Source organism: Geobacillus sp. E263, from assembly GCF_007197795.1.
Classification (GTDB): Bacteria; Bacillota; Bacilli; order Bacillales; family Anoxybacillaceae; genus Parageobacillus_B; species Parageobacillus_B toebii.
Map to the genome: position 1 here is coordinate 493,042 of NZ_CP041632.1, position 19,916 is coordinate 512,957.

General features: G+C 42.7%; 20 protein-coding genes, 1 other RNA gene and 1 pseudogene. 17 read left to right on the forward strand and 5 right to left on the reverse strand.

Annotated features, from left to right (window positions below):
- Positions 1-60: 60 nt before the first annotated feature.
- From smpB to FNL97_RS02450, 4 genes and pseudogenes are all read left to right on the forward strand, one after another.
- Entirely contained in the window at positions 61-528 is a 468-nt protein-coding gene (gene smpB / locus FNL97_RS02430) for an SsrA-binding protein SmpB (RefSeq protein WP_062678964.1), read from the forward strand.
- A gap of 174 nt (positions 529-702) precedes the next feature.
- Positions 703-1,057: a transfer-messenger RNA gene (gene ssrA / locus FNL97_RS02435) on the forward strand.
- Between the two features lie 581 nt (positions 1,058-1,638).
- A pseudogene (locus tag FNL97_RS02445) lies at positions 1,639-2,424 on the forward strand (group II intron maturase-specific domain-containing protein); the annotation flags it as partial.
- Between the two features lie 292 nt (positions 2,425-2,716).
- The gene (locus FNL97_RS02450) at positions 2,717-3,280 is read left to right on the forward strand and encodes a 3D domain-containing protein (protein ID WP_041269738.1); all 564 of its coding nucleotides are present in this window, start codon (positions 2,717-2,719) and stop codon (positions 3,278-3,280) included.
- A 316-nt stretch (positions 3,281-3,596) separates the two neighbouring features.
- Here the strand turns inward: FNL97_RS02450 and katA are convergent, their stop codons facing one another.
- Together katA and FNL97_RS02460 are read right to left on the reverse strand one after the other, a co-directional pair.
- Positions 3,597-5,063, reverse strand: coding sequence for a catalase KatA (katA, locus tag FNL97_RS02455; protein WP_062678358.1), 1,467 nt, complete (start codon positions 5,061-5,063; stop codon positions 3,597-3,599).
- 510 nt (positions 5,064-5,573) lie between these two features.
- Complete coding sequence (locus FNL97_RS02460; protein ID WP_062755779.1) at positions 5,574-6,140, reverse strand: FAD-dependent oxidoreductase; 567 nt, start codon at positions 6,138-6,140, stop codon at positions 5,574-5,576.
- A 454-nt stretch (positions 6,141-6,594) separates the two neighbouring features.
- Here FNL97_RS02460 and FNL97_RS02465 point away from each other — a divergent pair, with 454 nt between their 5' ends.
- From FNL97_RS02465 to FNL97_RS02505, 10 genes are all read left to right on the forward strand, one after another.
- Positions 6,595-7,542: an ABC transporter permease gene (locus FNL97_RS02465; RefSeq protein ID WP_003248209.1), complete on the forward strand. Its 948-nt coding sequence runs from the start codon at positions 6,595-6,597 to the stop codon at positions 7,540-7,542.
- The gene (locus tag FNL97_RS02470; RefSeq protein ID WP_062678356.1) at positions 7,535-8,485 is read left to right on the forward strand and encodes an iron chelate uptake ABC transporter family permease subunit; all 951 of its coding nucleotides are present in this window, start codon (positions 7,535-7,537) and stop codon (positions 8,483-8,485) included. Before FNL97_RS02465 ends, FNL97_RS02470 begins: the two co-directional genes overlap by 8 nt.
- Positions 8,479-9,237 carry an iron ABC transporter ATP-binding protein gene (locus FNL97_RS02475; RefSeq protein ID WP_013400053.1) on the forward strand — a complete coding sequence of 253 codons (759 nt, stop codon included), beginning with the start codon at positions 8,479-8,481 and terminating at the stop codon, positions 9,235-9,237. Before FNL97_RS02470 ends, FNL97_RS02475 begins: the two co-directional genes overlap by 7 nt.
- 122 nt (positions 9,238-9,359) lie before the next feature.
- A complete protein-coding gene (locus FNL97_RS02480) occupies positions 9,360-10,316 on the forward strand; it encodes a siderophore ABC transporter substrate-binding protein (RefSeq protein WP_062755781.1) in 957 nt (318 codons plus the stop codon).
- A 243-nt stretch (positions 10,317-10,559) separates the two neighbouring features.
- A complete protein-coding gene (locus FNL97_RS02485; RefSeq protein WP_143414990.1) occupies positions 10,560-11,123 on the forward strand; it encodes a biotin transporter BioY in 564 nt (187 codons plus the stop codon).
- Positions 11,123-11,842, forward strand: a complete 720-nt coding sequence (bioD, locus tag FNL97_RS02490) for a dethiobiotin synthase (RefSeq protein ID WP_143414991.1) — start codon at positions 11,123-11,125, stop codon at positions 11,840-11,842. The genes FNL97_RS02485 and bioD overlap by 1 nt, the downstream gene beginning before the upstream one ends.
- Entirely contained in the window at positions 11,832-13,199 is a 1,368-nt protein-coding gene (bioA, locus tag FNL97_RS02495) for an adenosylmethionine--8-amino-7-oxononanoate transaminase (RefSeq protein ID WP_081189145.1), read from the forward strand. The genes bioD and bioA overlap by 11 nt, the downstream gene beginning before the upstream one ends.
- 134 nt (positions 13,200-13,333) lie before the next feature.
- Positions 13,334-13,567 (forward strand): inner spore coat protein YmaG, encoded by a 234-nt coding sequence (gene ymaG, locus FNL97_RS02500; protein WP_062678349.1) that lies wholly within the window; start codon positions 13,334-13,336, stop codon positions 13,565-13,567.
- A gap of 165 nt (positions 13,568-13,732) precedes the next feature.
- Positions 13,733-13,885 carry an inner spore coat protein YmaG gene (gene ymaG, locus FNL97_RS17855; protein WP_162839691.1) on the forward strand — a complete coding sequence of 51 codons (153 nt, stop codon included), beginning with the start codon at positions 13,733-13,735 and terminating at the stop codon, positions 13,883-13,885.
- A gap of 45 nt (positions 13,886-13,930) precedes the next feature.
- Positions 13,931-14,020: a DUF2573 family protein gene (locus tag FNL97_RS02505; protein WP_121910069.1), complete on the forward strand. Its 90-nt coding sequence runs from the start codon at positions 13,931-13,933 to the stop codon at positions 14,018-14,020.
- Between the two features lie 78 nt (positions 14,021-14,098).
- Here FNL97_RS02505 and FNL97_RS02510 read toward each other — a convergent pair whose 3' ends face one another.
- Both FNL97_RS02510 and FNL97_RS02515 read right to left on the reverse strand, forming a co-directional pair.
- A complete protein-coding gene (locus FNL97_RS02510; protein WP_015865008.1) occupies positions 14,099-14,431 on the reverse strand; it encodes a spore coat protein in 333 nt (110 codons plus the stop codon).
- A gap of 18 nt (positions 14,432-14,449) precedes the next feature.
- Positions 14,450-14,713: a hypothetical protein gene (locus FNL97_RS02515; RefSeq protein WP_015865007.1), complete on the reverse strand. Its 264-nt coding sequence runs from the start codon at positions 14,711-14,713 to the stop codon at positions 14,450-14,452.
- Between the two features lie 161 nt (positions 14,714-14,874).
- On the opposite strand from FNL97_RS02515, the gene FNL97_RS02520 reads away from it, so the two are divergent.
- Positions 14,875-15,792, forward strand: a complete 918-nt coding sequence (locus tag FNL97_RS02520) for a proline dehydrogenase family protein (protein ID WP_143414992.1) — start codon at positions 14,875-14,877, stop codon at positions 15,790-15,792.
- A 183-nt stretch (positions 15,793-15,975) separates the two neighbouring features.
- Here FNL97_RS02520 and FNL97_RS02525 read toward each other — a convergent pair whose 3' ends face one another.
- A complete protein-coding gene (locus FNL97_RS02525; protein ID WP_015865005.1) occupies positions 15,976-16,125 on the reverse strand; it encodes a YuzL family protein in 150 nt (49 codons plus the stop codon).
- Between the two features lie 185 nt (positions 16,126-16,310).
- On the opposite strand from FNL97_RS02525, the gene FNL97_RS02530 reads away from it, so the two are divergent.
- Together FNL97_RS02530 and FNL97_RS02535 are read left to right on the forward strand one after the other, a co-directional pair.
- Positions 16,311-18,695 (forward strand): 3-hydroxyacyl-CoA dehydrogenase/enoyl-CoA hydratase family protein, encoded by a 2,385-nt coding sequence (locus FNL97_RS02530; protein ID WP_143414993.1) that lies wholly within the window; start codon positions 16,311-16,313, stop codon positions 18,693-18,695.
- Positions 18,696-18,724: 29 nt separating this feature from the next.
- Positions 18,725-19,897, forward strand: coding sequence for an acetyl-CoA C-acetyltransferase (locus FNL97_RS02535; protein WP_143414994.1), 1,173 nt, complete (start codon positions 18,725-18,727; stop codon positions 19,895-19,897).
- Positions 19,898-19,916: the final 19 nt, after the last annotated feature.

Sequence of the window (19,916 nt, forward strand, 5' to 3'; positions counted from 1 at the left end):
TCCTTCTTCACGTTTTTTGTTAAAATCATAGTTGCACGATATGAGGAGGAAGGACGTCGTATGCCAAAAGGTGAAGGGAAACTGATTGCCCAAAACAAAAAAGCGCATCATGATTATTTTATCGAAGAAACGTATGAAGCGGGGATTGTCCTGCAAGGAACAGAAATTAAATCGATTCGCGCTGGAAAAGTTAATTTAAAGGATTCATTTGCGAAGGTCGAAAAAGGGGAAGTATTTCTTCATAATATGCATATTAGTCCGTATGAACAAGGGAACCGTTATAACCATGACCCATTGCGGACAAGAAAGCTTCTTCTTCATCGCCGTGAAATTAATAAGCTGATTGGTTACACAAAAGAACAAGGCTATACGCTCGTTCCGTTAAAGCTATATATTAAAAACGGTTTTGCCAAAGTGTTGTTAGGCGTTGGCAAAGGAAAGAAAAAATATGACAAACGCGAAGATATGAAGCGAAGAGAAGCGCAACGGGAAATCGAACGTGCTTTTCGCGAACGACAAAAAATATAATTCCAAAAATTTACAATTGAAAATTAAGTGCATTATGTTATAATAAATAACACAAACGGCAAAAAATATGATTCCAAAACTTCATCATTGAAAACTAAATGCATTATGTTATAATCAATAATGCAAAGGCCAGTTATCCAAAGCTTAAGCTTATCGTTATCGCTTCTCCATCACGGGGACGATACGGATTCGACAGGGATAGGTCGCGCTTAAGCTGCGAGCCGAGGGGATCGTCCTCGTAAAAAACGTCACTTAAAGATAACTGGCAAAGAAAACTACGCTTTAGCTGCCTAATTAAACGCAGCTAGCTCCTCCCGCCATCGCCCACGTGGTGGTGCAGGGGCTCATAACGAGTGGGCTACGCCCGAGTCCGCCGCCTGAGGACGAGGGAAGAGAACAATCAGGCTAGCTGCTCGGAGGCCTGTCGGTAGGCGGAAGATGCAGCGAAACCGAAATATACCGACTACGCTCGTAGATGCTTAAGTGGCGATATCTCTGGACGTGGGTTCGACTCCCACCGTCTCCATTACAAGTACAATCGGAGAAAGCCCATGCAGGGTGTAGCCCGTCTTTAGACATGGGATGAACCGATTGCTTTGACGTAGTCAAAGATGGTATACTACTCTTATAGAGAAGAAAAATCCAACGTCTTGAATCGGGCGCACAGGGCGATAAGCACCAGTGAGGTGTTTGCCCATGAAAGTCTTGTGGAATTAGAGTCAGTATCCATGCGAAGGTATGGAAGAAGCTCTATAGTACACAAGAACCCCGTGGCTTTAGCCATCGGGAGGTTCAGATAATCATACGCTTAAAAATAAATCAACGGACTTGCCATTATCGGCAAGTCCGTTTTTTCATGTGCGCCCGGCATGGGTGTAGTCTATAGGGTGAAAGTCCCGAACTGCGAAGGCAGAAGTAGCAGTTAGCTTAACGCAAGGGTGTCTGCGGCGACGCAGAATCTGAAGGAAGCGGGCGGCAAACTTCCGGTCTGAGGAACACGAACTTCATAGGAGGCTGGGTATCATTGGGTGAGTTTGCATGACAAAACGAAGCCCTTTCTGCCGAAGGTGATACCGAGTAAATGAAGCAGATAGATGGAAGGAAAGACTGCACTCTTACCCGGGGAGGTCTGTCCGGGTAGAACATTGGGACGTGATACGGCACGCTTTGGAAGAAGGGACCTACGAACCTTGCCCGGTCCGACGGGTAGAAATCCCGAAACCGAACGGAGGAGTCAGGTTACTAGGAATCCCGACCGTGACAGACCGGTTCATCCAACAGGCCATCGCCCAAGTGCTCACGCCGATCTTTGACCCATCCTTTTCGGAACACAGCTACGGGTTTCGTCCCGGTCGAAGAGGACACGACGCGGTGAAAAAGGCGAAGCAGTATATTCAGGAAGGATATACATGGGTGGATCGACCGTGGAGGAGAAAATTCCTCGGTTTTAGCTTCACCCCAAATAAGGAGCCAAAAATCCGGATCGCAAAGGAAAGTATTCGGCGCATGAAGCAAAGGATGCGCACCATGACGAGTCGATCGAAACCGATTCCCATGCTCGAGCGAATCGAACAGCTCAACCAGTACATTCTGGGATGGTGTGGATACTTCTCGTTAGCAGAGACTCCAAGTGTGTTCAAAGAACTAGATGGATGGATTCGACGAAGGCTGCGCATGTGCCAATGGAAAGAGTGGAAACTTCCGAGAACCAGAGTCCGAAAACTGCAAAGTTTAGGAGTGCCCAAGCGGAAAGCATATGAATGGGGAAACACTCGGAAGAAATATTGGAGAGTGGCCGCTAGTCCCATCTTGCATAAAGCCCTTGGCAACTCCTATTGGGAGAGCCAAGGGCTGAAGAGTCTTTATCAACGATATGAATCTCTGCGTCAGACTTAATGGAACCGCCGTATACCGAACGGTACGTACGGTGGTGTGAGAGGACGAGGGTTAATCACCCTCTCCTACTCGATTGGTTCTATGTCAATTGTTCGGATGCACTTGATATAAAGTGCACCTTTTTTATATGAAAGAACAAGATGATACAATTATGTCTTCGTTTTGTAACATAATTACTAACTCTATGAAACATAATTGTTATATTTTATTGATATTATACTGTTACGAATCCTAGTACGAATCCAAGCAAGTATTCTATTGTTACGAATTTAAGCAAGGAGGGAGTAGTATCTTGAAAAAGCTACTATTATATATTACTTCATCAATCTTTCTAGCGTTCGGATTTTCAGGAGCTGCATCGGCAGCCGGCACATATCAGGTAAAAAGTGGTGATACTCTTTGGGGCATAGCTAAAAAGTATAAAGTGACTGTCAGCCAGCTAAAGAGCTGGAATAACCTTAAAAGCGATTTGATCAGACCAAAACAGGTTTTAAAGATTTCAGGAACGGCAACCAAAGCGCCTGCTAAAACTACGGTAAAAAAGGCAGCAGCCAAAACAGCAGCGTACAAAACACTCACCGTTAAAGCATATGCTTATACAGTAAACTGCAAAGGCTGCAGCGGAATAACAGCTACAGGCTTAAATTTAAAGAAAAACCCTTCGATTAAAGCAATTGCCGTTGATCCGAAGGTAATTCCACTAGGTTCAAAGGTTTATGTGGAAGGTTACGGCTATGCGGTTGCAGCGGATAAAGGAGTCGGAATCAAAGGAAACAAAATTGACGTATTCATGCCTACAAAAGCAAAAGCTATCCAATGGGGCGTCAGAACCGTAAAAGTTAGAGTATATAGATAATCAAGGAGCCGGCATGATGCCGGCTTTTTTTCATATTTAAATATTAAATATTTATCATTATATTTATATAATATCAGCAATTGCAACGCCTGTTGATGTCTGACAACCTGTGAACTTACCATTTCCTACATAGATTCCAACATGAACATCTTTCTTTCCAAATTAGTAGAATGGTCGCATGTATTTTATTTCCAATAAAGTTATAATTTATTAGGGAGTTTTACTATAATATAAGGAGAGATGTCAAAGAAGGCGGATGAAAAAATGAAAAGGATAGACGTTGTCAGTCAGCGTCTATCCTTGGTTTATCTATCCGCTATGCCTTTGTGATCACATCGTCTGGGACGCTTAAGCCAAGCCCTTCGGCAACGCGGCGGCCGTAGTCAGGGTCTGCTTTGTAGAAGTGGCGGATTTGGCGAAGTTTAATTTCTTCTTTTGTTACTTGTTTCATTGATTCAACGATGTTTTTCACAAGGCGCGCTTTTTCGTCCTCGCTCATGAGACGGTATAAGTCGCCTGCTTGCGTATAATGATCATCGTCGTCATATGGCACGCTTTCTGCCACGCCGGATACCGGGAATGGGGTCGTTTTATGTTCTGGCACTTCTGTCGGTCCGCCGAAGCTGTTTGGTTCGTAGTTGACCGAACCGCCTCCGTTATTATCAAAGCGCATGAAGCCGTCACGTTGATAATTGTTTACTTCCACGCGCGGGCGGTTGATCGGCAGCAAGTTATGGTTCACGCCGACGCGGTAACGGTGCGCATCCGCATAAGCGAACAAACGGGCTTGCAACATTTTGTCTGGTGACGGCTCAACGCCAGGAACAAGGTTTCCAGGAGAGAATGTCGCTTGTTCGACTTCGGCAAAGTAGTTTTCCGGATTGCGGTTTAATACCATACGGCCGACTTCAATTAACGGATAATCTTTATGTGACCAAACTTTTGTGACGTCAAATGGATTGAAACGGTATGTTTTTGCGTCTTCTAGCGGCATAATTTGCACATATAATGTCCAAGATGGATAGTCGCCTTTTTCGATAGCGTTATATAAATCTTCCGTATGGTAATCCGGATTTTCTCCGGCGATTTTTACCGCTAGTTCTGGATCCATGTTTTTGACGCCTTGGTTTGTTTTAAAGTGGTATTTTACCCATACCGCTTCGCCGTCTTCATTCACCCATTTGAATGTATGGCTTCCGTATCCGTTCATATGACGGTAAGTGAGCGGAATGCCACGATCCCCAAACAAATAAGTGACTTGGTGCAAAGATTCCGGAGATAAAGACCAGAAATCCCAGATTGCTGTTGGATTTTTCAAATGTGTGCGCGGATCGCGTTTTTGTGTATGGATAAAATCCGGGAATTTAATCGCATCACGAATAAAGAAAATTGGTGTGTTGTTGCCTACAATATCGTAGTTCCCCTCTTCTGTGTAAAACTTCACCGCAAAACCGCGCGGGTCGCGGACGGTATCCGCAGATCCCAATTCACCGGCGACAGTAGAGAAGCGGACGAACACAGGTGTGCGTTTTCCAACACCATTAAACACTTTTGCTTTTGTATACTTCGACATATCGTTCGTTACTTCGAAATAACCATGCGCACCTGCGCCTTTCGCATGTACGACACGTTCTGGAACGCGTTCTCTATTGAAATGTGCCAGTTTTTCAAGAAGATGTACGTCTTGGATTAATGTCGGTCCGGGATTACCAGCCGTTATCGAGTTTTGGTTATCGCCAACAGGTGCTCCCCAACTAGTTGTGAGCTTTTTTTTATCTGACATCGTTTATTTCCCCCTATTTTCATTTTCGTCTTCATAACAAATGATAACATTTTTCAAATTAAAGTCAATACTTATTTATAATAATTATAAAAATATATTTATAATAAAATCATATTTAAAATAATATAACAACTATTCAGATAATTAAGTTGCCATATGTACGAAAATGCATAAGCTGTTATCAATATTATCGCTCCAACTGAAAATCATGATAGTGTCCATCCCTTGGTAGTTGGTTTGGCTGCTGAATGATTTTCAAGGTGGCGGATTTTTATGTGCATTTATGCATCTGTTATGAGTTTTGCATCTTCATTTAATTAAAAAAACGTCTGATTTATGCATATGACTCCTGATAAAAGAGAATTAGTATGATTTACGCTGTATTGAGCGAAGTGACGGACGATTTGAGGAAAGACGAAGCGAGAGATCCGTTATTGTTATTAGGGAAAGTATCGAAAAGCATCGAGAAGGGATAATAAACGAAGAACTGCCCACATTTGTGGGCAGCTTTTATTTTGTTTTTAATACATCATGATCCACATACCGTTCACCGTTTAATTCGCTAATGACGTTAATGGCCACTTTCGCTCCATCGCCAGCGGTGATAATGGTATGTACGCTGACGCCAGCTGCTGTTCCGGCCGCCCAAATTCCATCGATATTTGTGCGTCCGTTCTCATCTACATCAATAATTGTTTTAATGCGCGGCTCGGTTCCTGGCTTTGTTTTCACGCCGATTTTTTCGGCAAGATCGACTGCTATTCCTGTTGCCAAAATAACGTGTTTTGCCTCAAACGTACCGTTGTCTGTTTGAATGCGGAAGCCGTTTTCTGTTTTTTCGATGTTGGTGGCTTGGCCAACGACAAGTTCTGCTCCGAATTTTGCTGCTTGTTTTTTCCCGGTTTCGACTAAATCCGGCCCTGTAGTTTCCACAACGCCATAATGGTTTTCGATCCAGGCACGCTTTGTCATGCTTTTGTCATTGTCAATTAATACTGTTTTCTTTCCTGCTTTTGCGGTAAAAATGGCAGCGCTTGCCCCGGCAGGACCAGCTCCGATAATGGCGATATCGTACATCGGTTCATCCCCTTTTCGTTAGAATATTCCAACATTTATTATAACATGTTCATTGTTTCCATCCAATTAATATGAATCGCATCTCTTTTATTTAAAATAATTATAATTTGATATTGATTATTTAAAAATAATATGTATAATAAATGATAACAATAATCATTCGTAAACAGTTAAAGGAGAGCGAAAACATGCGAAAACAAGTGATTTGCGAACAATGCCATCAACCGATTCGCCGGTTGAAACATTCTATCCTTTGCCGCTGCGGAACGAAAATTATTCAACATAAATAAGTATATAGGTATTTGGAGGGACTGTGCTTCTTAGTTGGCCAGTCCCTTTTTTATGATAATGAGAATCCTTTTCATAAAAATGTTGACAATAGGAGATTGTCTTAATACAATTTTAATTGATAATAATTATTAAAATCATTTAGGGTGCATTAGAGGAAAAAACGATGAAAAAGCTGTTTATATTATTCGTCATATTAGCAGTTGCATCTTTATTTATCGGTGTTCAGCATATTTCGCTTGCCGATTTGCTGATGTTGAAAGCGGATGACGTAGAAGTATTAATAATCAGCCGGATTCCGCGATTGATCAGCATTATTATTGCGGGTGCCAGCATGAGTATTTGCGGGCTAATTATGCAGCAGTTAAGCCAAAATAAGTTTGTCTCGCCAACGACGGCGGGGACGATGGATTGTGCAAGGTTAGGAATTTTAGTGTCATTGATTTTGTTCGCTTCCGCAGGTCCGCTGCTGAAAGTTACGGTCGCATTTTTATTCGCTTTTGCCGGTACGATGATTTTTATGAGAATACTTGAAAAAGTGAAATATAAAGACGCCATTTTTATTCCGCTTGTCGGTTTAATGTTTGGCAATATCATCAGTTCCATGACAACATTTTTCGCGTATAAGTACAATTTAATCCAATCCATTTCGTCATGGCTGCATGGCGATTTTTCCATGATTATAAAAGGGCGGTATGAACTGCTTTACTTAAGTGTTCCGCTTATGATTGTCGCTTATATGTATGCGAACCGTTTTACGATAGCAGGAATGGGAGAAGAAATCGCGACAAATTTAGGCCTTCATTATCGGTCCATCGTCAATGTCGGATTAATCATCGTGGCTGCTACTTCTTCTGTTGTGGTGCTGACGGTCGGGACACTGCCGTTTTTAGGATTGATTATTCCAAACCTTGTCACATTATATTATGGAGATCATTTAGAGAAAGTCCTGCCTCTGACGGCATTGTCAGGAGCAATTTTCGTGTTGGCTTGCGATATTTTCGGGCGCGTCGTTATTTATCCGTATGAAATCCCGATCGGTTTGACGGTAGGAGTCATTGGCAGCGGCGTATTTTTGTATTTGTTAGTAAGGAGAAGAAAGCAATATGTCTAACAAAAGGAAGCTGATCGTGTTAAGCATTGCCGCTTTGTCGCTGATTATGGTGTTTTTGTTTACGGATGTCAAAGGCAACTGGGACTATGTTTTTCGGTCAAGAAGTGAAAAAATTGCCGCTATGGTGTTGACAGGATGTGCGATTGCCGCTTCTACCGTCATTTTTCAAACGATCACGAACAACCGGATATTAACGCCGAGCATTATCGGGTTTGATTCGGTTTATATGTTGATTCAGACGTTTGTTGTATTTATTTTTGGGTCGACGACGCTGACAATGATGAACGCGAACGTGCAGTTTCTCGTTTCCGTTGGGTTCATGGTGGGATTTGCGGTATTGCTTTATTCCATTTTATTTAAACAAGAAGAGCAGACGATTTATTTTCTCCTCCTTGTTGGAATGATTATGGGGACATTTTTTCAAAGCGTGACATCCTTTATGCAATTTTTAATCGATCCGAACGAATTTTTTGTGATTCAAGATCGCATGTTTGCGAGCTTTAACAATATGAAAACAGAGCTTTTATTGGTGGCAGGCATTGTCATTGCGCTGATGATTGGCTATATCGTTTCTTACATACGTTATTTAGATGTGCTTTCGCTAGGAAAAGAGCATGCGGTTAATTTAGGCGTTCCATATGAAAAAACCGTCAAGCGGCTGCTCATTGTCGTTGCCGTGCTTGTTTCCGTCTCTACTGCGTTAGTCGGTCCGATTACGTTTTTAGGATTCATTGTGGCGAACGTAGCGTATACGTTTTTGCAAACATACCGGCATAGTTACTTGCTTGTTGGCGCGATGCTGTTTGCCGTTGTTGCGTTAGTTGGCGGGCAGCTGTTAGTGGAAAGAGTGTTCACATTTTCCACGCCGATAACGGTGATAGTGAATTTAATTGGCGGAATTTACTTTTTATATCTTTTATTGAGGGAGAGGAAAGCATGGTAGAAGTAAGAGGGGTTTATAAGCAATACGGTGGAAAAAACGTCGTTGACAACGTGTCGATTACGATCCCGACTGGGAAATTAACATCGCTCATTGGGCCGAACGGTGCGGGAAAAAGCACGCTGTTATCGATTATGAGCCGTCTTATCGATAAAGACCGTGGCGAAGTCAGAATTGAAGGAAAAGAAATTAGCCAATATAAAAGCGATGAATTGGCGAAAAAGATCTCCATTTTAAAACAATCAAACCATATTGCAATCCGGCTGACGGTGAAAGAACTCGTTTCTTTTGGACGGTTCCCGTATTCACGCGGCAGACTGACGCGCGAAGACTGGGAGTATGTCAAAGAAGCGATTCGGTATATGGAGCTGGAGGACTTGCAAGATTGTTATTTGAACGAATTGAGCGGCGGGCAAAGACAGCGCGCGTATATTGCCATGGTGCTCGCGCAAGATACAGACTACATTTTTCTCGATGAGCCGTTAAACAATTTAGATATGAAACATTGTGTGCAAATGATGAAAGTATTGCGAAAATTGGTGGATGAACTTGGAAAAACGATCGTCGTTGTCATGCACGACATTAATTTTGCGTCCTGTTATTCTGATTATATTGTTGCCCTTAAAAACGGGAAAGTGGTTCGCGAGGGAACAGCATCAGAAATTATGAGCAATGGCGTATTGCAAGGCATTTATGATATGGACGTTCATATTGAAACGATCCATGATAAGAAAATATGTGTTTATTTTGCATAACTCTGTTTTTCATATAGCTTTTTTCGCATATATTTCGCGAGACTGGGCGCCCCTCGCGGAAAGGTGCGGGAAAGCTGTTGAAAATAAATATTATTATGATATAAAAACAAGGGGGATCTGTGATGCTAAAAAAACGTTGGTTGCCGATTTTCGTGGCGCTTTTCACTGCCATATTGCTGGCAGCGTGCGGGAACGAAGACAATGCAAAAAATGCAAGCAGCTCGAACCCGAAAAACGATAGTGAAAAAATAACGATCAAGCATGAATTAGGGGAAACAAAAGTAAAGAAAAAACCAGAGAAAGTCGTTGTCTTTGACTTCGGCGTTCTTGATTCATTGGATAAGCTTGGTGTTGAAGTGACCGGCGTTCCGAAAGCCAACCTTCCATCTTATCTTGAAAAATATAAAGATAGTAAGTATGAAAACGTTGGAGGGTTGATGGAACCAGATTTTGAAAAAATAAATGAAATTGCTCCAGATTTAATCGTTATTTCTGGACGCCAAGCCAATTCCTATGAAAAATTCGCCGAAATTGCCCCAACGGTTTATATGGGAATTGATACGAAAAACTATATAGACTCTTTCGCGAATAATATGAAAACGTTAGGTAAAATCTTTGGAAAAGAAAAAGAAGTCGAAAAGGAATTAGAAAGCATTAATAAACAAATCGAAGCGGTCAAATCGAAGGCAGAAAAAACGAGCGGCAAAGCGCTTATTGTGCTCACGACTGGCGGAAAAGTAAGCGCATACGGCCCAGGGTCCCGCTTTGGGATTATTCATGACGTGCTTGGCATTAAACCGGTCGATGCGAATATTGAAGTATCGACACATGGCCAAAGCATTTCATTTGAATATATTGCTGAGAAAAACCCGGATTATTTATTTGTGGTGGATCGCGATGCAGTAGTGGCAGGAAAACCGTCGGCAAAACAAACGATTGAAAACGAGCTGGTGAAAAAGACAAACGCTTATAAAAACAATCGCATCATTTATTTAAATCCGAACTATTGGTATCTTGCCGGCGGCGGCCTCATTTCTGTTGCGGAAATGATCAATGAAGTGGAAAAAGGCATCGAATAATGGCATTCAGCGGCTAACCTTGGAAAGAATGGTTAGCCGTTTTATTTTTGTTTGCCCTATCCTTGTGCGCATCGGAAATATCATTTGGCTGGTGGAAAATTATGTTCTTCGTCCAGTGAGCTTGGATCGCCGGAATACAGTTTTTCTTTTTATCTATATGTTAACCTATAAACAAAATTAAGTTGACATTTAATAGAGTGTCAGGCAAAATAATAGAAAAAATATAGGATTGGAGGGAGAGGAATGAAAACAAAATCATTGTTGCTGGCGGCGCTGTTTGCCGCGCTTACGGCCATTGGCGGGTTTATCAAAATTCCGATTCCCTATGTGCCGTTTACGTTGCAAATCGCTTCCGTTTATTTAGCAGGGTGTTTATTAGGACCGAAGCTTGGGATGTTGAGCCAGCTTGTTTATGTGCTGATCGGTCTTGCGGGAGCGCCAGTTTTCGCGGAAGGCGGAGGACCTAGCTATGTGTTGAAGCCGACGTTTGGTTATTTGATCGGTTTTGTTCTGGGGGCCTATGTCAACGGGTGGATGATGCAGATTTTTCAATTTCGTAGGGCAGTAACGATTTTTCTAGCGAATTTATCTACTCTTCTAGTTGTTTATTGCTTTGGATGCGCCTGGTTATATATGGCGATGAAATGGATCGTGGAAAAGCCGCTTACCATTGGACAAACGTTATGGTTTGGCTTTGTGCTTCCGGTGCCGGGAGATCTACTGTTATGTGCGGTTTGTTCCGTACTTGTTGCACGTATACTGCCGCGTCTTCACATCGTTATTCGTAAGCAAGGGGTGGTTTCCTAATGGGAAAAGCAATATTTATCACTGGAACAGGAACCGAGATTGGCAAGACGGTGGCAACCTCTTTTCTTGCTTTTGTTTTCCAAAAGATGGGGTTAAATACAAAAATATTTAAGCCGATTCAAACCGGCTTGGCGGAAGATGGAGTTTCATTTGCGGATCAATATTGGTACGAGAAGGTTGTTGGACTGGCGCAATCAGAAGGGCTATATTATATGGAACCCGCCGTTTCGCCGCATTTAGCAGCAACATTAACGAATACCACTATTGACCCGGCGTTGATAGTGGAAAAAATCGAACAATGGAAACGTCAATACGACATCGTTCTTGTCGAGGGGGCGGGAGGTTTAGCTGTTCCGCTAATAGAGAAGGAACAAGGGTTTTATATGACCAACGATTTGATTAGAGAATACAACATTCCGATTATCATCGTTTCCTTAGCAGGGCTTGGCGCCATTCATCATACGGTGACAACCGTATCTTACGCACAGCAGCAAGGCATTCATATTCTTGGGTTGATTTTTAATCAATTTAATGCCGAAAGCATCATTCATGTTAATAATATTGAAACAATAAAGAAAATGTTAGATTTGCCGGTTATCGCCACACTGCCATCTCTTGCGAAGGTGACGAAGCATACGATGATGGCGTTGGCGGAACGTTGGCTAGAGAATAACGAGCAAAAGCAATTGTTACAGGAGGTGCTTTCTGTTGCGATATAGTTATGAACAATTAGAACAATGGGATAAAGAGTATGTGTGGCACCCGTTTACGCAAATGAAAACATACGTGCAAGAACATCCGCTGATTATTGAGCGTGGGCAAGGAAGCTACTTATTTGATGTCAATGGGAATAAATATTTGGACGGATATGCATCATTATGGGTAAACGTCCACGGCCATAATGATCCGGAATTAAATGAAGCTTTGCACATGCAAATAGAAACGATCGCGCACTCGACATTGCTTGGGTCGGCAAATGTGCCTTCGATTTTATTGGCGAAAAAGTTGATTGAACTTTGGCCGGGACTTTCGAAAGTGTTTTACTCCGACACGGGAGCTGCCGCTGTGGAAATTGCGCTAAAAATGGCGTATCAATATTGGAAAAACATTGATCCAGTTAAATATGCGGCAAAAAATAAATTTGTTTCTTTAAAGGAAGCGTATCATGGTGATACGGTCGGCGCTGTGAGTGTCGGCGGAATGGATTTATTCCATCGCATTTTTAAGCCGCTGTTGTTTGAACGAATTGAAGTTCCTTCTCCGTATGTGTATCGCATGGACGGATATGGCGATGAAGAGGAGATTGTCAGATATTGTTTGCAACAGCTTGAAGATGTGTTAGAGCGTGAACATGAACAAATCGCCGGCGTGATCGTGGAGCCGCTCGTTCAAGGAGCTGCGGGCATCATTACACATCCAAAAGGATTTTTAAAAGGCATTGAAACACTTTGTCGAAAATATGGGGTGCTGCTTATTTGCGATGAGGTCGCCGTCGGGTTTGGAAGAACGGGCACGCTGTTTGCTTGTGAACAGGAACAAGTAACGCCAGATATCGTTTGTTTAGGGAAAGGGATTACAGGTGGTTATTTACCGCTAGCTGCCACATTAACAACGGATCGAGTGTATGAAGCGTTTTTAGGAGAAGTCGACGAAGACAAGACATTTTATCACGGTCATACATATACAGGCAATCAGTTGTCTTGTGCTGTCGCTTTAAAAAATATTGAACTCATCGAAAAACGAAATCTTGTAGAAAACGTAAGAAAAAAAGCAGAAAGGCTGGCAAAAAAGCTAGAGAAGCTTTATGAAATTCCAATTGTTGGGGATATTCGTCAAAAAGGATTAATGGTAGGAATTGAAATTGTTCAAGATCGAAACACGAAACAAATTTTCCCGCGCTCCGAAATGATTGAACATCGTATTATTCTAGAAGCTCGAAAACGCGGATTGATCATTCGCCCGCTCGGTCCGGTGATCACGTTTATTCCAGTGTTAGCAATGACAGAGGACCAGATGGAAACAGCAGTCCGTATCCTTTTTGATTCGATCGCGGAAATGGCCAAAGTCGTTCGATAATGGTTTTCATTGCTGCCTAGAGCGTCTAGGCAGCCTATTTTTTTGCAAAAACGGTCAATCGCCCATGACCTCGGCGTTTGTCCTACATATATTGAAAGGGAAGAAACAAAACGATCAGCAAAGGAGAGAGGAGCATGAATGATATAAACTTACAAGATACGAGAGTATGGGGATTTGGTTTTGGCCGTCCATGGTGGGGATTTGGCTGGCGTCCATGGGGATTTGGTTTTGGCCGTCCATGGGGATGGGGCTTTGGTTTTGGCGGTCCGTTCTTTGGCGGTTTTTTAGGGGGGCTGTTGGGCAGCGCGCTAACAGGCCCGTTCTATGGCGGTTATGGCGGTTACGGATACGGATTCCCTTATTGGTAGTAAACATTGTTTGAGCCTGCCGGTTACATGGCAGGCTTTGAACTTTTTCAAATCCATATTTTAAGAAAAGCTTGTGAAAAAGTGGGCAGCTTCCCAGCTCCTTTTGCCTTTCATTGACATAACATGTTGGTGTCCAGTTTTATTTTTTGGGAAGGAGGAATAGCGATGGTATATCCACGAGTATTTTTCGGAGGTCCGTTTTTAGGCGGCTTTCTAGGCGGATTGCTCGGCAGTACGCTAGCATTTCCGCTTTTCTATCGTCCAAGACCGTATTATCCATACCCTCCTTATTATCCGTATAGTGGATTCTGGTATTGAGAAAGAGCGTCCTCGCAATACGCGGGGCGCTTTGTAACGGGAAACATATCAGCACCTAGTCTCGCCAAACATTGGAGTGAGCTTTATCTGGAGGCGAAGGAGCAAATGAAGCAGTTGGTTGAGGAAATCAAATAATGGAATGAAGAAGCGAGCGAATGCGAAAAAGCCATGATGTGTGCAATCATGGCTTTTTCGCTGCCTGAAGGTTTAGTATTACTGAACTGTATTTTGATATGGGAATTGATTTGTGTATCCTTGGAATTGCTGATACGATTGTTGCAATTTTTGCTGGTCAGCTGCTTCAAGCTTGTACCAGCCTTTTTTGAACATTAAGTTATATAACTCACGTTGGCAGTTTTGTGTCTCCGTAAAAATATTCATCATATCTTGATATAATTGTTGATGGCTTGCTTCATGCAAAAAGACGTTATATGAGGAAGTCATATATTTTTCTGTTGTTAACATATCGTTAAGAAAGTCGCGATCATTCATTTGCGGTGTTTTTGGTATTTGCGTTTCTGGATTTTGAATTTGGTTTTGGTTCATGATCATTCCTCCCGATTGTTATTGCATTGTCATTTTAGGCTGGCTTGGATTTTGTAGGTGGCTTAAAATTTTTTGATAGTGGCGTTGATGCATTTGACCAGCTTTTTCAAGCGCTTGTGCCACTTCTTTATCTTGGCATTGCGATGCAAAAAAGTGCGCTTTTTTCATGGCAAGCAAATTCCAAGACAGCATGTCTGTAAAATAAAGCGCATCTTTCGTTGAAACCATTTGCGGCGGCTGCGGCATGACCGTTTGTTGTTGCATGTTCATTTGTTGTTGCATACATCGTGCTCCTTTCCAAAGTTGAATGTTTCAGTTGTAGATTGTTCATTTTGTGGGAAACTATACACAGGGAAGAATTTTGTCGAAAAAAGATATTCAATAATAATAAAACATGCTACAATAAAAATACGAATGCGTTTGCGGAATAAGGAGGAACAACGATGGAGCAATTGATGCGCGACTTTTTTTTGTTTTTATCGAAAAATAAGACATTAACTAAATTGGCGAAAAAATATGGATTGCGCTTTGGGGCCTCCCGATTTGTTGCAGGGGAAACGATCGCACAGGCTGTCGAAGTGATTAAACAATTAAATAAAAAAGGGTTGGCTGTTACGGTCGATTATTTAGGAGAATTCGTGGACAATGAAAAAGAAGCGAACGAGATGGCGAACCATTGCATCGAGGCGATTGAAGCGATTGGAAGAGAAAAGCTTAATTCACAATTGTCGTTAAAAATGACATCGATGGGTCTTGATATTTCAGACGAGCTTGTGATGCGCAATATGCGGCGTATTTTAGATACAGCGAAACAGCACGGCGTTTTTGTCACGATTGATATGGAAGATTATTCTCGCTGTCAAAAAACGCTCGATATTTTTAAACAGTTGAAAAGAGAATATGATAATGTCGGAACGGTATTGCAAGCGTATTTGTACCGTACGGTATCCGATATCGAAGATTTAAAAGATTACCACCCAAATTTGCGCCTTGTCAAAGGGGCATATAAGGAATCACCGGAAGTGGCGTTTCCAGATAAAAAAGATGTCGATGAAAACTTTAAAAAAATCATTAAGATGCATTTATTAAATGGAAACTATACAGCGGTAGCGACCCATGACGACGCCATCATTGAATATACGAAGCAGCTTGTCAAAGAATATAACATTCCTAATAGCCAGTTCGAATTCCAAATGTTATACGGAATTCGTCCAGAGCGGCAAGAACAGCTTGCGCGTGAAGGATATACAATGCGCGTTTATGTTCCATACGGAACGGACTGGTACGGTTACTTTATGCGCCGCCTTGCGGAACGTCCTGCAAACGTCGCATTCGTTCTTAAAGGAATTTTTCGTAAATAATGGTAAAATCGTTGAGAAGATCGGTCATCCGCACGTCGGCAAGAGTCATCTGGCAAACTTTTTAACCCTAAATGGAAAACGCATCGCAGACTCGTTTTTGTCCGTGATGCGTTTTTCTTTTGGAAAGTAACGCGGATCGCTTTTATATTTTTGATTTTGCATCATATATTACTTATGAGTGAATTACTCCCCTTGCATATTGTGCCGCTTATATTGCTGGTTTTGGCTCGTCTTTTTTCCTCCGCCGTCCGTTTCCACAGTTGGACCAGCGTTACCCTTTACGCTTGCTGCGCTGACTGCTCTTTCCGAAGGGTTCTTTTTCAGTTTTGCCATCAGTCTCACCTCCTTTTATTATCGTCACCAAAAAATAATTTCTTATGAATACAAAATTTGTTAAGTTTATATATTGCGAAAATTATTAACATATTTTATATTTAATATAGCAACAATTTTAATGGCATATTTTTTTTCAGCATAAAATGAATGACTATTCATTCAATGTGTGAGGGGGAAAAGGAATGGTGAAACGCATTCAAAGGGCTGCTGTGCTCGGATCTGGTGTGATGGGTTCGGGAATTGCGGCGCATTTAGCGAACGTGGGGATACCGACGTTGCTTCTTGATATCGTCCCGCGTGAGCTGACGAAGGAAGAGGAAGCAAAAGGGCTAACACTTGAACATAAAGAAGTGCGCAACCGCCTTGTCAATCAAGCGTTGCAAAAGTTATTGAAACAAAAGCCAGCACCGCTTATGTCAAAGTCCAATCTTGCCCTTATTGAAGTAGGAAACTTTGAAGATGATTTTCATCGTCTTGCTGAAGTGGACTGGATTATTGAAGTGGTCGTGGAAAATTTAGAAATTAAGAAAAGTGTATTTGCAAGGGTAGATGAGGTAAGAAAACCGGGAACGATCGTCAGCTCAAACACTTCGGGCATTTCCATCGAAGCAATGGCAGAAGGCCGTTCCGAGGACTTTAAAAGACATTTTTTAGGAACGCATTTCTTCAATCCACCGCGCTACTTAAAGCTGCTTGAAATCATCCCGACAAAAGATACAGCCCAAGAAGTGGTTTCTTATATGAAAACATTTGGAGAAGAGGTTCTTGGCAAAGGCGTTGTGATGGCAAAAGATACGCCAAACTTCATTGCGAACCGAATCGGCACGTACGGACTTTTAGTCACTGTAAGAGAAATGATGAAAGGCGGATACAGCGTCGGAGAAGTAGATTCGATTACCGGGCCGCTGATTGGCCGTCCGAAAAGCGCGACATTCCGTACGCTTGATGTAGTTGGATTAGACACATTTATTCACGTTGCCAACAATGTATTTGAAAAAGTAGAAGGAGAAGAAAAAGAGGCATTCCGCGTTCCGGACTTTATGAAAGCAATGCTCGAAAAAGGCTGGCTCGGCAGCAAATCGGGGCAAGGCTTCTTCTTGAAGCAAGGAAAAGATATTTTAGAGCTTAATTATGAAACGTTGGAATATGAGCCGCGTAAAAAGTTAACAACCCCGGCAGTAGAAATGAGCAAACAAGCAAAAGGGCTTGCCAATAAGTTGAAAGCGCTTGTATATGCGGATGACCGTGCAGGAATATTCCTTTGGAACATTACTGCCCCAGTTCTTCTCTATTCTGCGAAATTGCTCGGTGAAATTGCTGATGACATTGTCGCTATCGACCGTGCGATGAAATGGGGATTTGGCTGGGAGCTCGGTCCGTTTGAAATGTGGGACGCAATCGGTGTTGAGCAATCTGTTCGTAAAATGCAAGCAGAAGGATTTGAAATTCCTTCGTGGGTAACGGATATGCTTGCGGATGGATTCACCTCTTTCTATAAATCGGAAAAAGGGCAAGCATTCTATTACGACCACGGAGAATACAAACCGATTGAAGAAAACCCGAAAGTCATTCATATTAAGCGCTTGAAAGAGCAAAAAGACGTTATTAAGAAAAATAGCGGCGCAAGTTTAATTGACCTTGGCGATGATGTAGCGTTGTTAGAGTTTCACTCGCCAAATAACGCGATCGGCACGGATATTGTTCAAATGATTAACTATGCCCTTGAAGAAGTAGAACGAAACTATAAGGGGCTTGTCATCGGAAACCAAGGGAAAAACTTCTGTGTCGGCGCAAATCTTGCGATGATTTTAATGGAAGCACAAGATGACAACTATTTTGAAATTGAGATTGTTGTTCGCCAATTCCAGCAAGCGATGATGAATATTAAGTATAGCCCGAAACCAGTGGTCGTTGCACCGTTTGCGATGACACTCGGTGGCGGAACGGAAATTTGTTTGCCATCATCACGCATTCAAGCCGCGGCGGAAACGTATATGGGGCTTGTGGAAGTTGGTGTCGGCCTCATTCCTGGCGGCGGCGGAAATAAAGAACTTTATATTAAATATTTAAACAGTCTGCCAAACGGAGTTAATGTCGATTTGCAACAAGTGGCGAATAAAGTGTTTGAAACGATCGCAATGGCAAAAGTATCAAGTTCAGCAGCGGAAGCGCGCGAATGGAACTTCTTAAGTAAACAAGATGGCATTACGATGAATAGTGATCATTTGCTTCATGACGCGAAACAAGCGGTGATTTCTCTTTACGATCAAGGTTATCGCCCGCCGGTTCGCAAAAAAGTACCTGTGGTTGGTGAAACAGGTTATGCGGCAATGTTGCTTGGAGCGCAGTCGATGTATCATTCTGGATACATTAGTGAACATGATTTAAAAATCGCGAAAAAACTTGCGTATGTCATCGCCGGCGGAAAAGTTCCATACGGTACGGAAGTGGATGAACAGTATTTGCTTGATTTAGAACGCGAAGCATTTTTAAGCCTAGTTGGCGAACCGAAATCGCAAGCAAGAATGCAACATATGCTTGTTAAAGGAAAGCCGTTGCGCAACTAGCGTATATGAAAAAACAGGGGGGGAAGATTGTGAGAGAAGCGGTGATTGTAGCTGGGGCGCGCACGCCGGTCGGAAAGGCGAAAAAAGGGACGCTCGCCCATGTACGTCCAGATGATTTAGGCGCGCTCGTTGTAAAGGAAACGTTGAAACGCGCGGGGAATTATGAAGGAAATATCGATGACCTTATTATTGGGTGTGCGATGCCGGAAGCGGAGCAAGGATTAAACATTGCGAGAAACATCGGGGCGCTTGCAGGGCTTCCATACACGGTTCCTGCCATTACGATTAATCGTTATTGCTCGTCCGGTTTGCAAGCGATTGCTTACGCTGCAGAGCGGATCATGCTTGGCCATTCGGATACGGTTATTGCTGGCGGTGTGGAATCAATGAGCCTTGTTCCAATGATGGGGCATGTGATACGTCCAAATGCGAAACTGGCAGAAGAAGCTCCAGAGTATTATATGTCAATGGGACATACAGCCGAACAAGTGGCGATGAAGTATGGGGTAAGCCGTGAAGACCAAGACGCGTTTGCTGTACGAAGCCATCAGCGTGCCGCAAAAGCGATTCGGGAAGGCAAATTTAAGGATGAAATTGTCCCGGTAGAAGTAACCGTTCGAAAAGTAGAAAATAATAAACTAGTCGAGAAAACAATACTTTTCGAAGAGGACGAAGGGGTACGCTCAGATACGAATATGGAAACTTTAGCAAAACTCCGTCCGGCATTTTCGGTCAACGGAACGGTAACAGCCGGGAACGCTTCACAAATGAGTGATGGGGCCGCTGCGGTAATGGTGATGGACCGTGAAAAAGCAGAATCGCTAGGGTTAAAACCGCTTGGAAAATTCCGTTCGTTCGCTGTTGCCGGCGTACCGCCGGAAGTAATGGGAATCGGTCCGGTTGCTGCTGTTCCGAAAGCGTTAAAACTTGCGGGGTTAGAGCTTTCTGATATCGGATTAATCGAACTAAATGAAGCGTTTGCGTCTCAATCGATCCAAGTGATTCGCGAGCTTGGGCTAGATGAGGAAAAAGTGAATGTAAACGGAGGAGCGATTGCGCTTGGCCATCCGCTTGGTTGTACAGGCGCAAAACTGACGTTATCGTTGCTTTATGAAATGCGCCGCCGCAATGTACAGTTCGGAATTGTCACGATGTGTATTGGAGGCGGTATGGGCGCAGCAGGAGTATTTGAATTAATTTAATGGGCGGTATCATTTCCGC

Bases quoted from the DNA above. Each gene is read 5' to 3' on its own strand.
- smpB (WP_062678964.1), top strand. From the start codon at position 61: ATGCCAAAAGGTGAAGGGAAACTGATTGCCCAAAACAAAAAAGCGCAT.
- katA (WP_062678358.1), bottom strand. From the start codon at position 5,063: ATGTCAGATAAAAAAAAGCTCACAACTAGTTGGGGAGCACCTGTTGGC.
- FNL97_RS02460 (WP_062755779.1), bottom strand. From the start codon at position 6,140: ATGTACGATATCGCCATTATCGGAGCTGGTCCTGCCGGGGCAAGCGCT.
- FNL97_RS02465 (WP_003248209.1), top strand. From the start codon at position 6,595: ATGAAAAAGCTGTTTATATTATTCGTCATATTAGCAGTTGCATCTTTA.
- FNL97_RS02470 (WP_062678356.1), top strand. From the start codon at position 7,535: ATGTCTAACAAAAGGAAGCTGATCGTGTTAAGCATTGCCGCTTTGTCG.
- FNL97_RS02475 (WP_013400053.1), top strand. From the start codon at position 8,479: ATGGTAGAAGTAAGAGGGGTTTATAAGCAATACGGTGGAAAAAACGTC.
- FNL97_RS02480 (WP_062755781.1), top strand. From the start codon at position 9,360: ATGCTAAAAAAACGTTGGTTGCCGATTTTCGTGGCGCTTTTCACTGCC.
- FNL97_RS02485 (WP_143414990.1), top strand. From the start codon at position 10,560: ATGAAAACAAAATCATTGTTGCTGGCGGCGCTGTTTGCCGCGCTTACG.
- bioD (WP_143414991.1), top strand. From the start codon at position 11,123: ATGGGAAAAGCAATATTTATCACTGGAACAGGAACCGAGATTGGCAAG.
- ymaG (WP_062678349.1), top strand. From the start codon at position 13,334: ATGAATGATATAAACTTACAAGATACGAGAGTATGGGGATTTGGTTTT.
- ymaG (WP_162839691.1), top strand. From the start codon at position 13,733: ATGGTATATCCACGAGTATTTTTCGGAGGTCCGTTTTTAGGCGGCTTT.
- FNL97_RS02510 (WP_015865008.1), bottom strand. From the start codon at position 14,431: ATGAACCAAAACCAAATTCAAAATCCAGAAACGCAAATACCAAAAACA.
- FNL97_RS02515 (WP_015865007.1), bottom strand. From the start codon at position 14,713: ATGCAACAACAAATGAACATGCAACAACAAACGGTCATGCCGCAGCCG.
- FNL97_RS02520 (WP_143414992.1), top strand. From the start codon at position 14,875: ATGGAGCAATTGATGCGCGACTTTTTTTTGTTTTTATCGAAAAATAAG.
- FNL97_RS02525 (WP_015865005.1), bottom strand. From the start codon at position 16,125: ATGGCAAAACTGAAAAAGAACCCTTCGGAAAGAGCAGTCAGCGCAGCA.
- FNL97_RS02530 (WP_143414993.1), top strand. From the start codon at position 16,311: ATGGTGAAACGCATTCAAAGGGCTGCTGTGCTCGGATCTGGTGTGATG.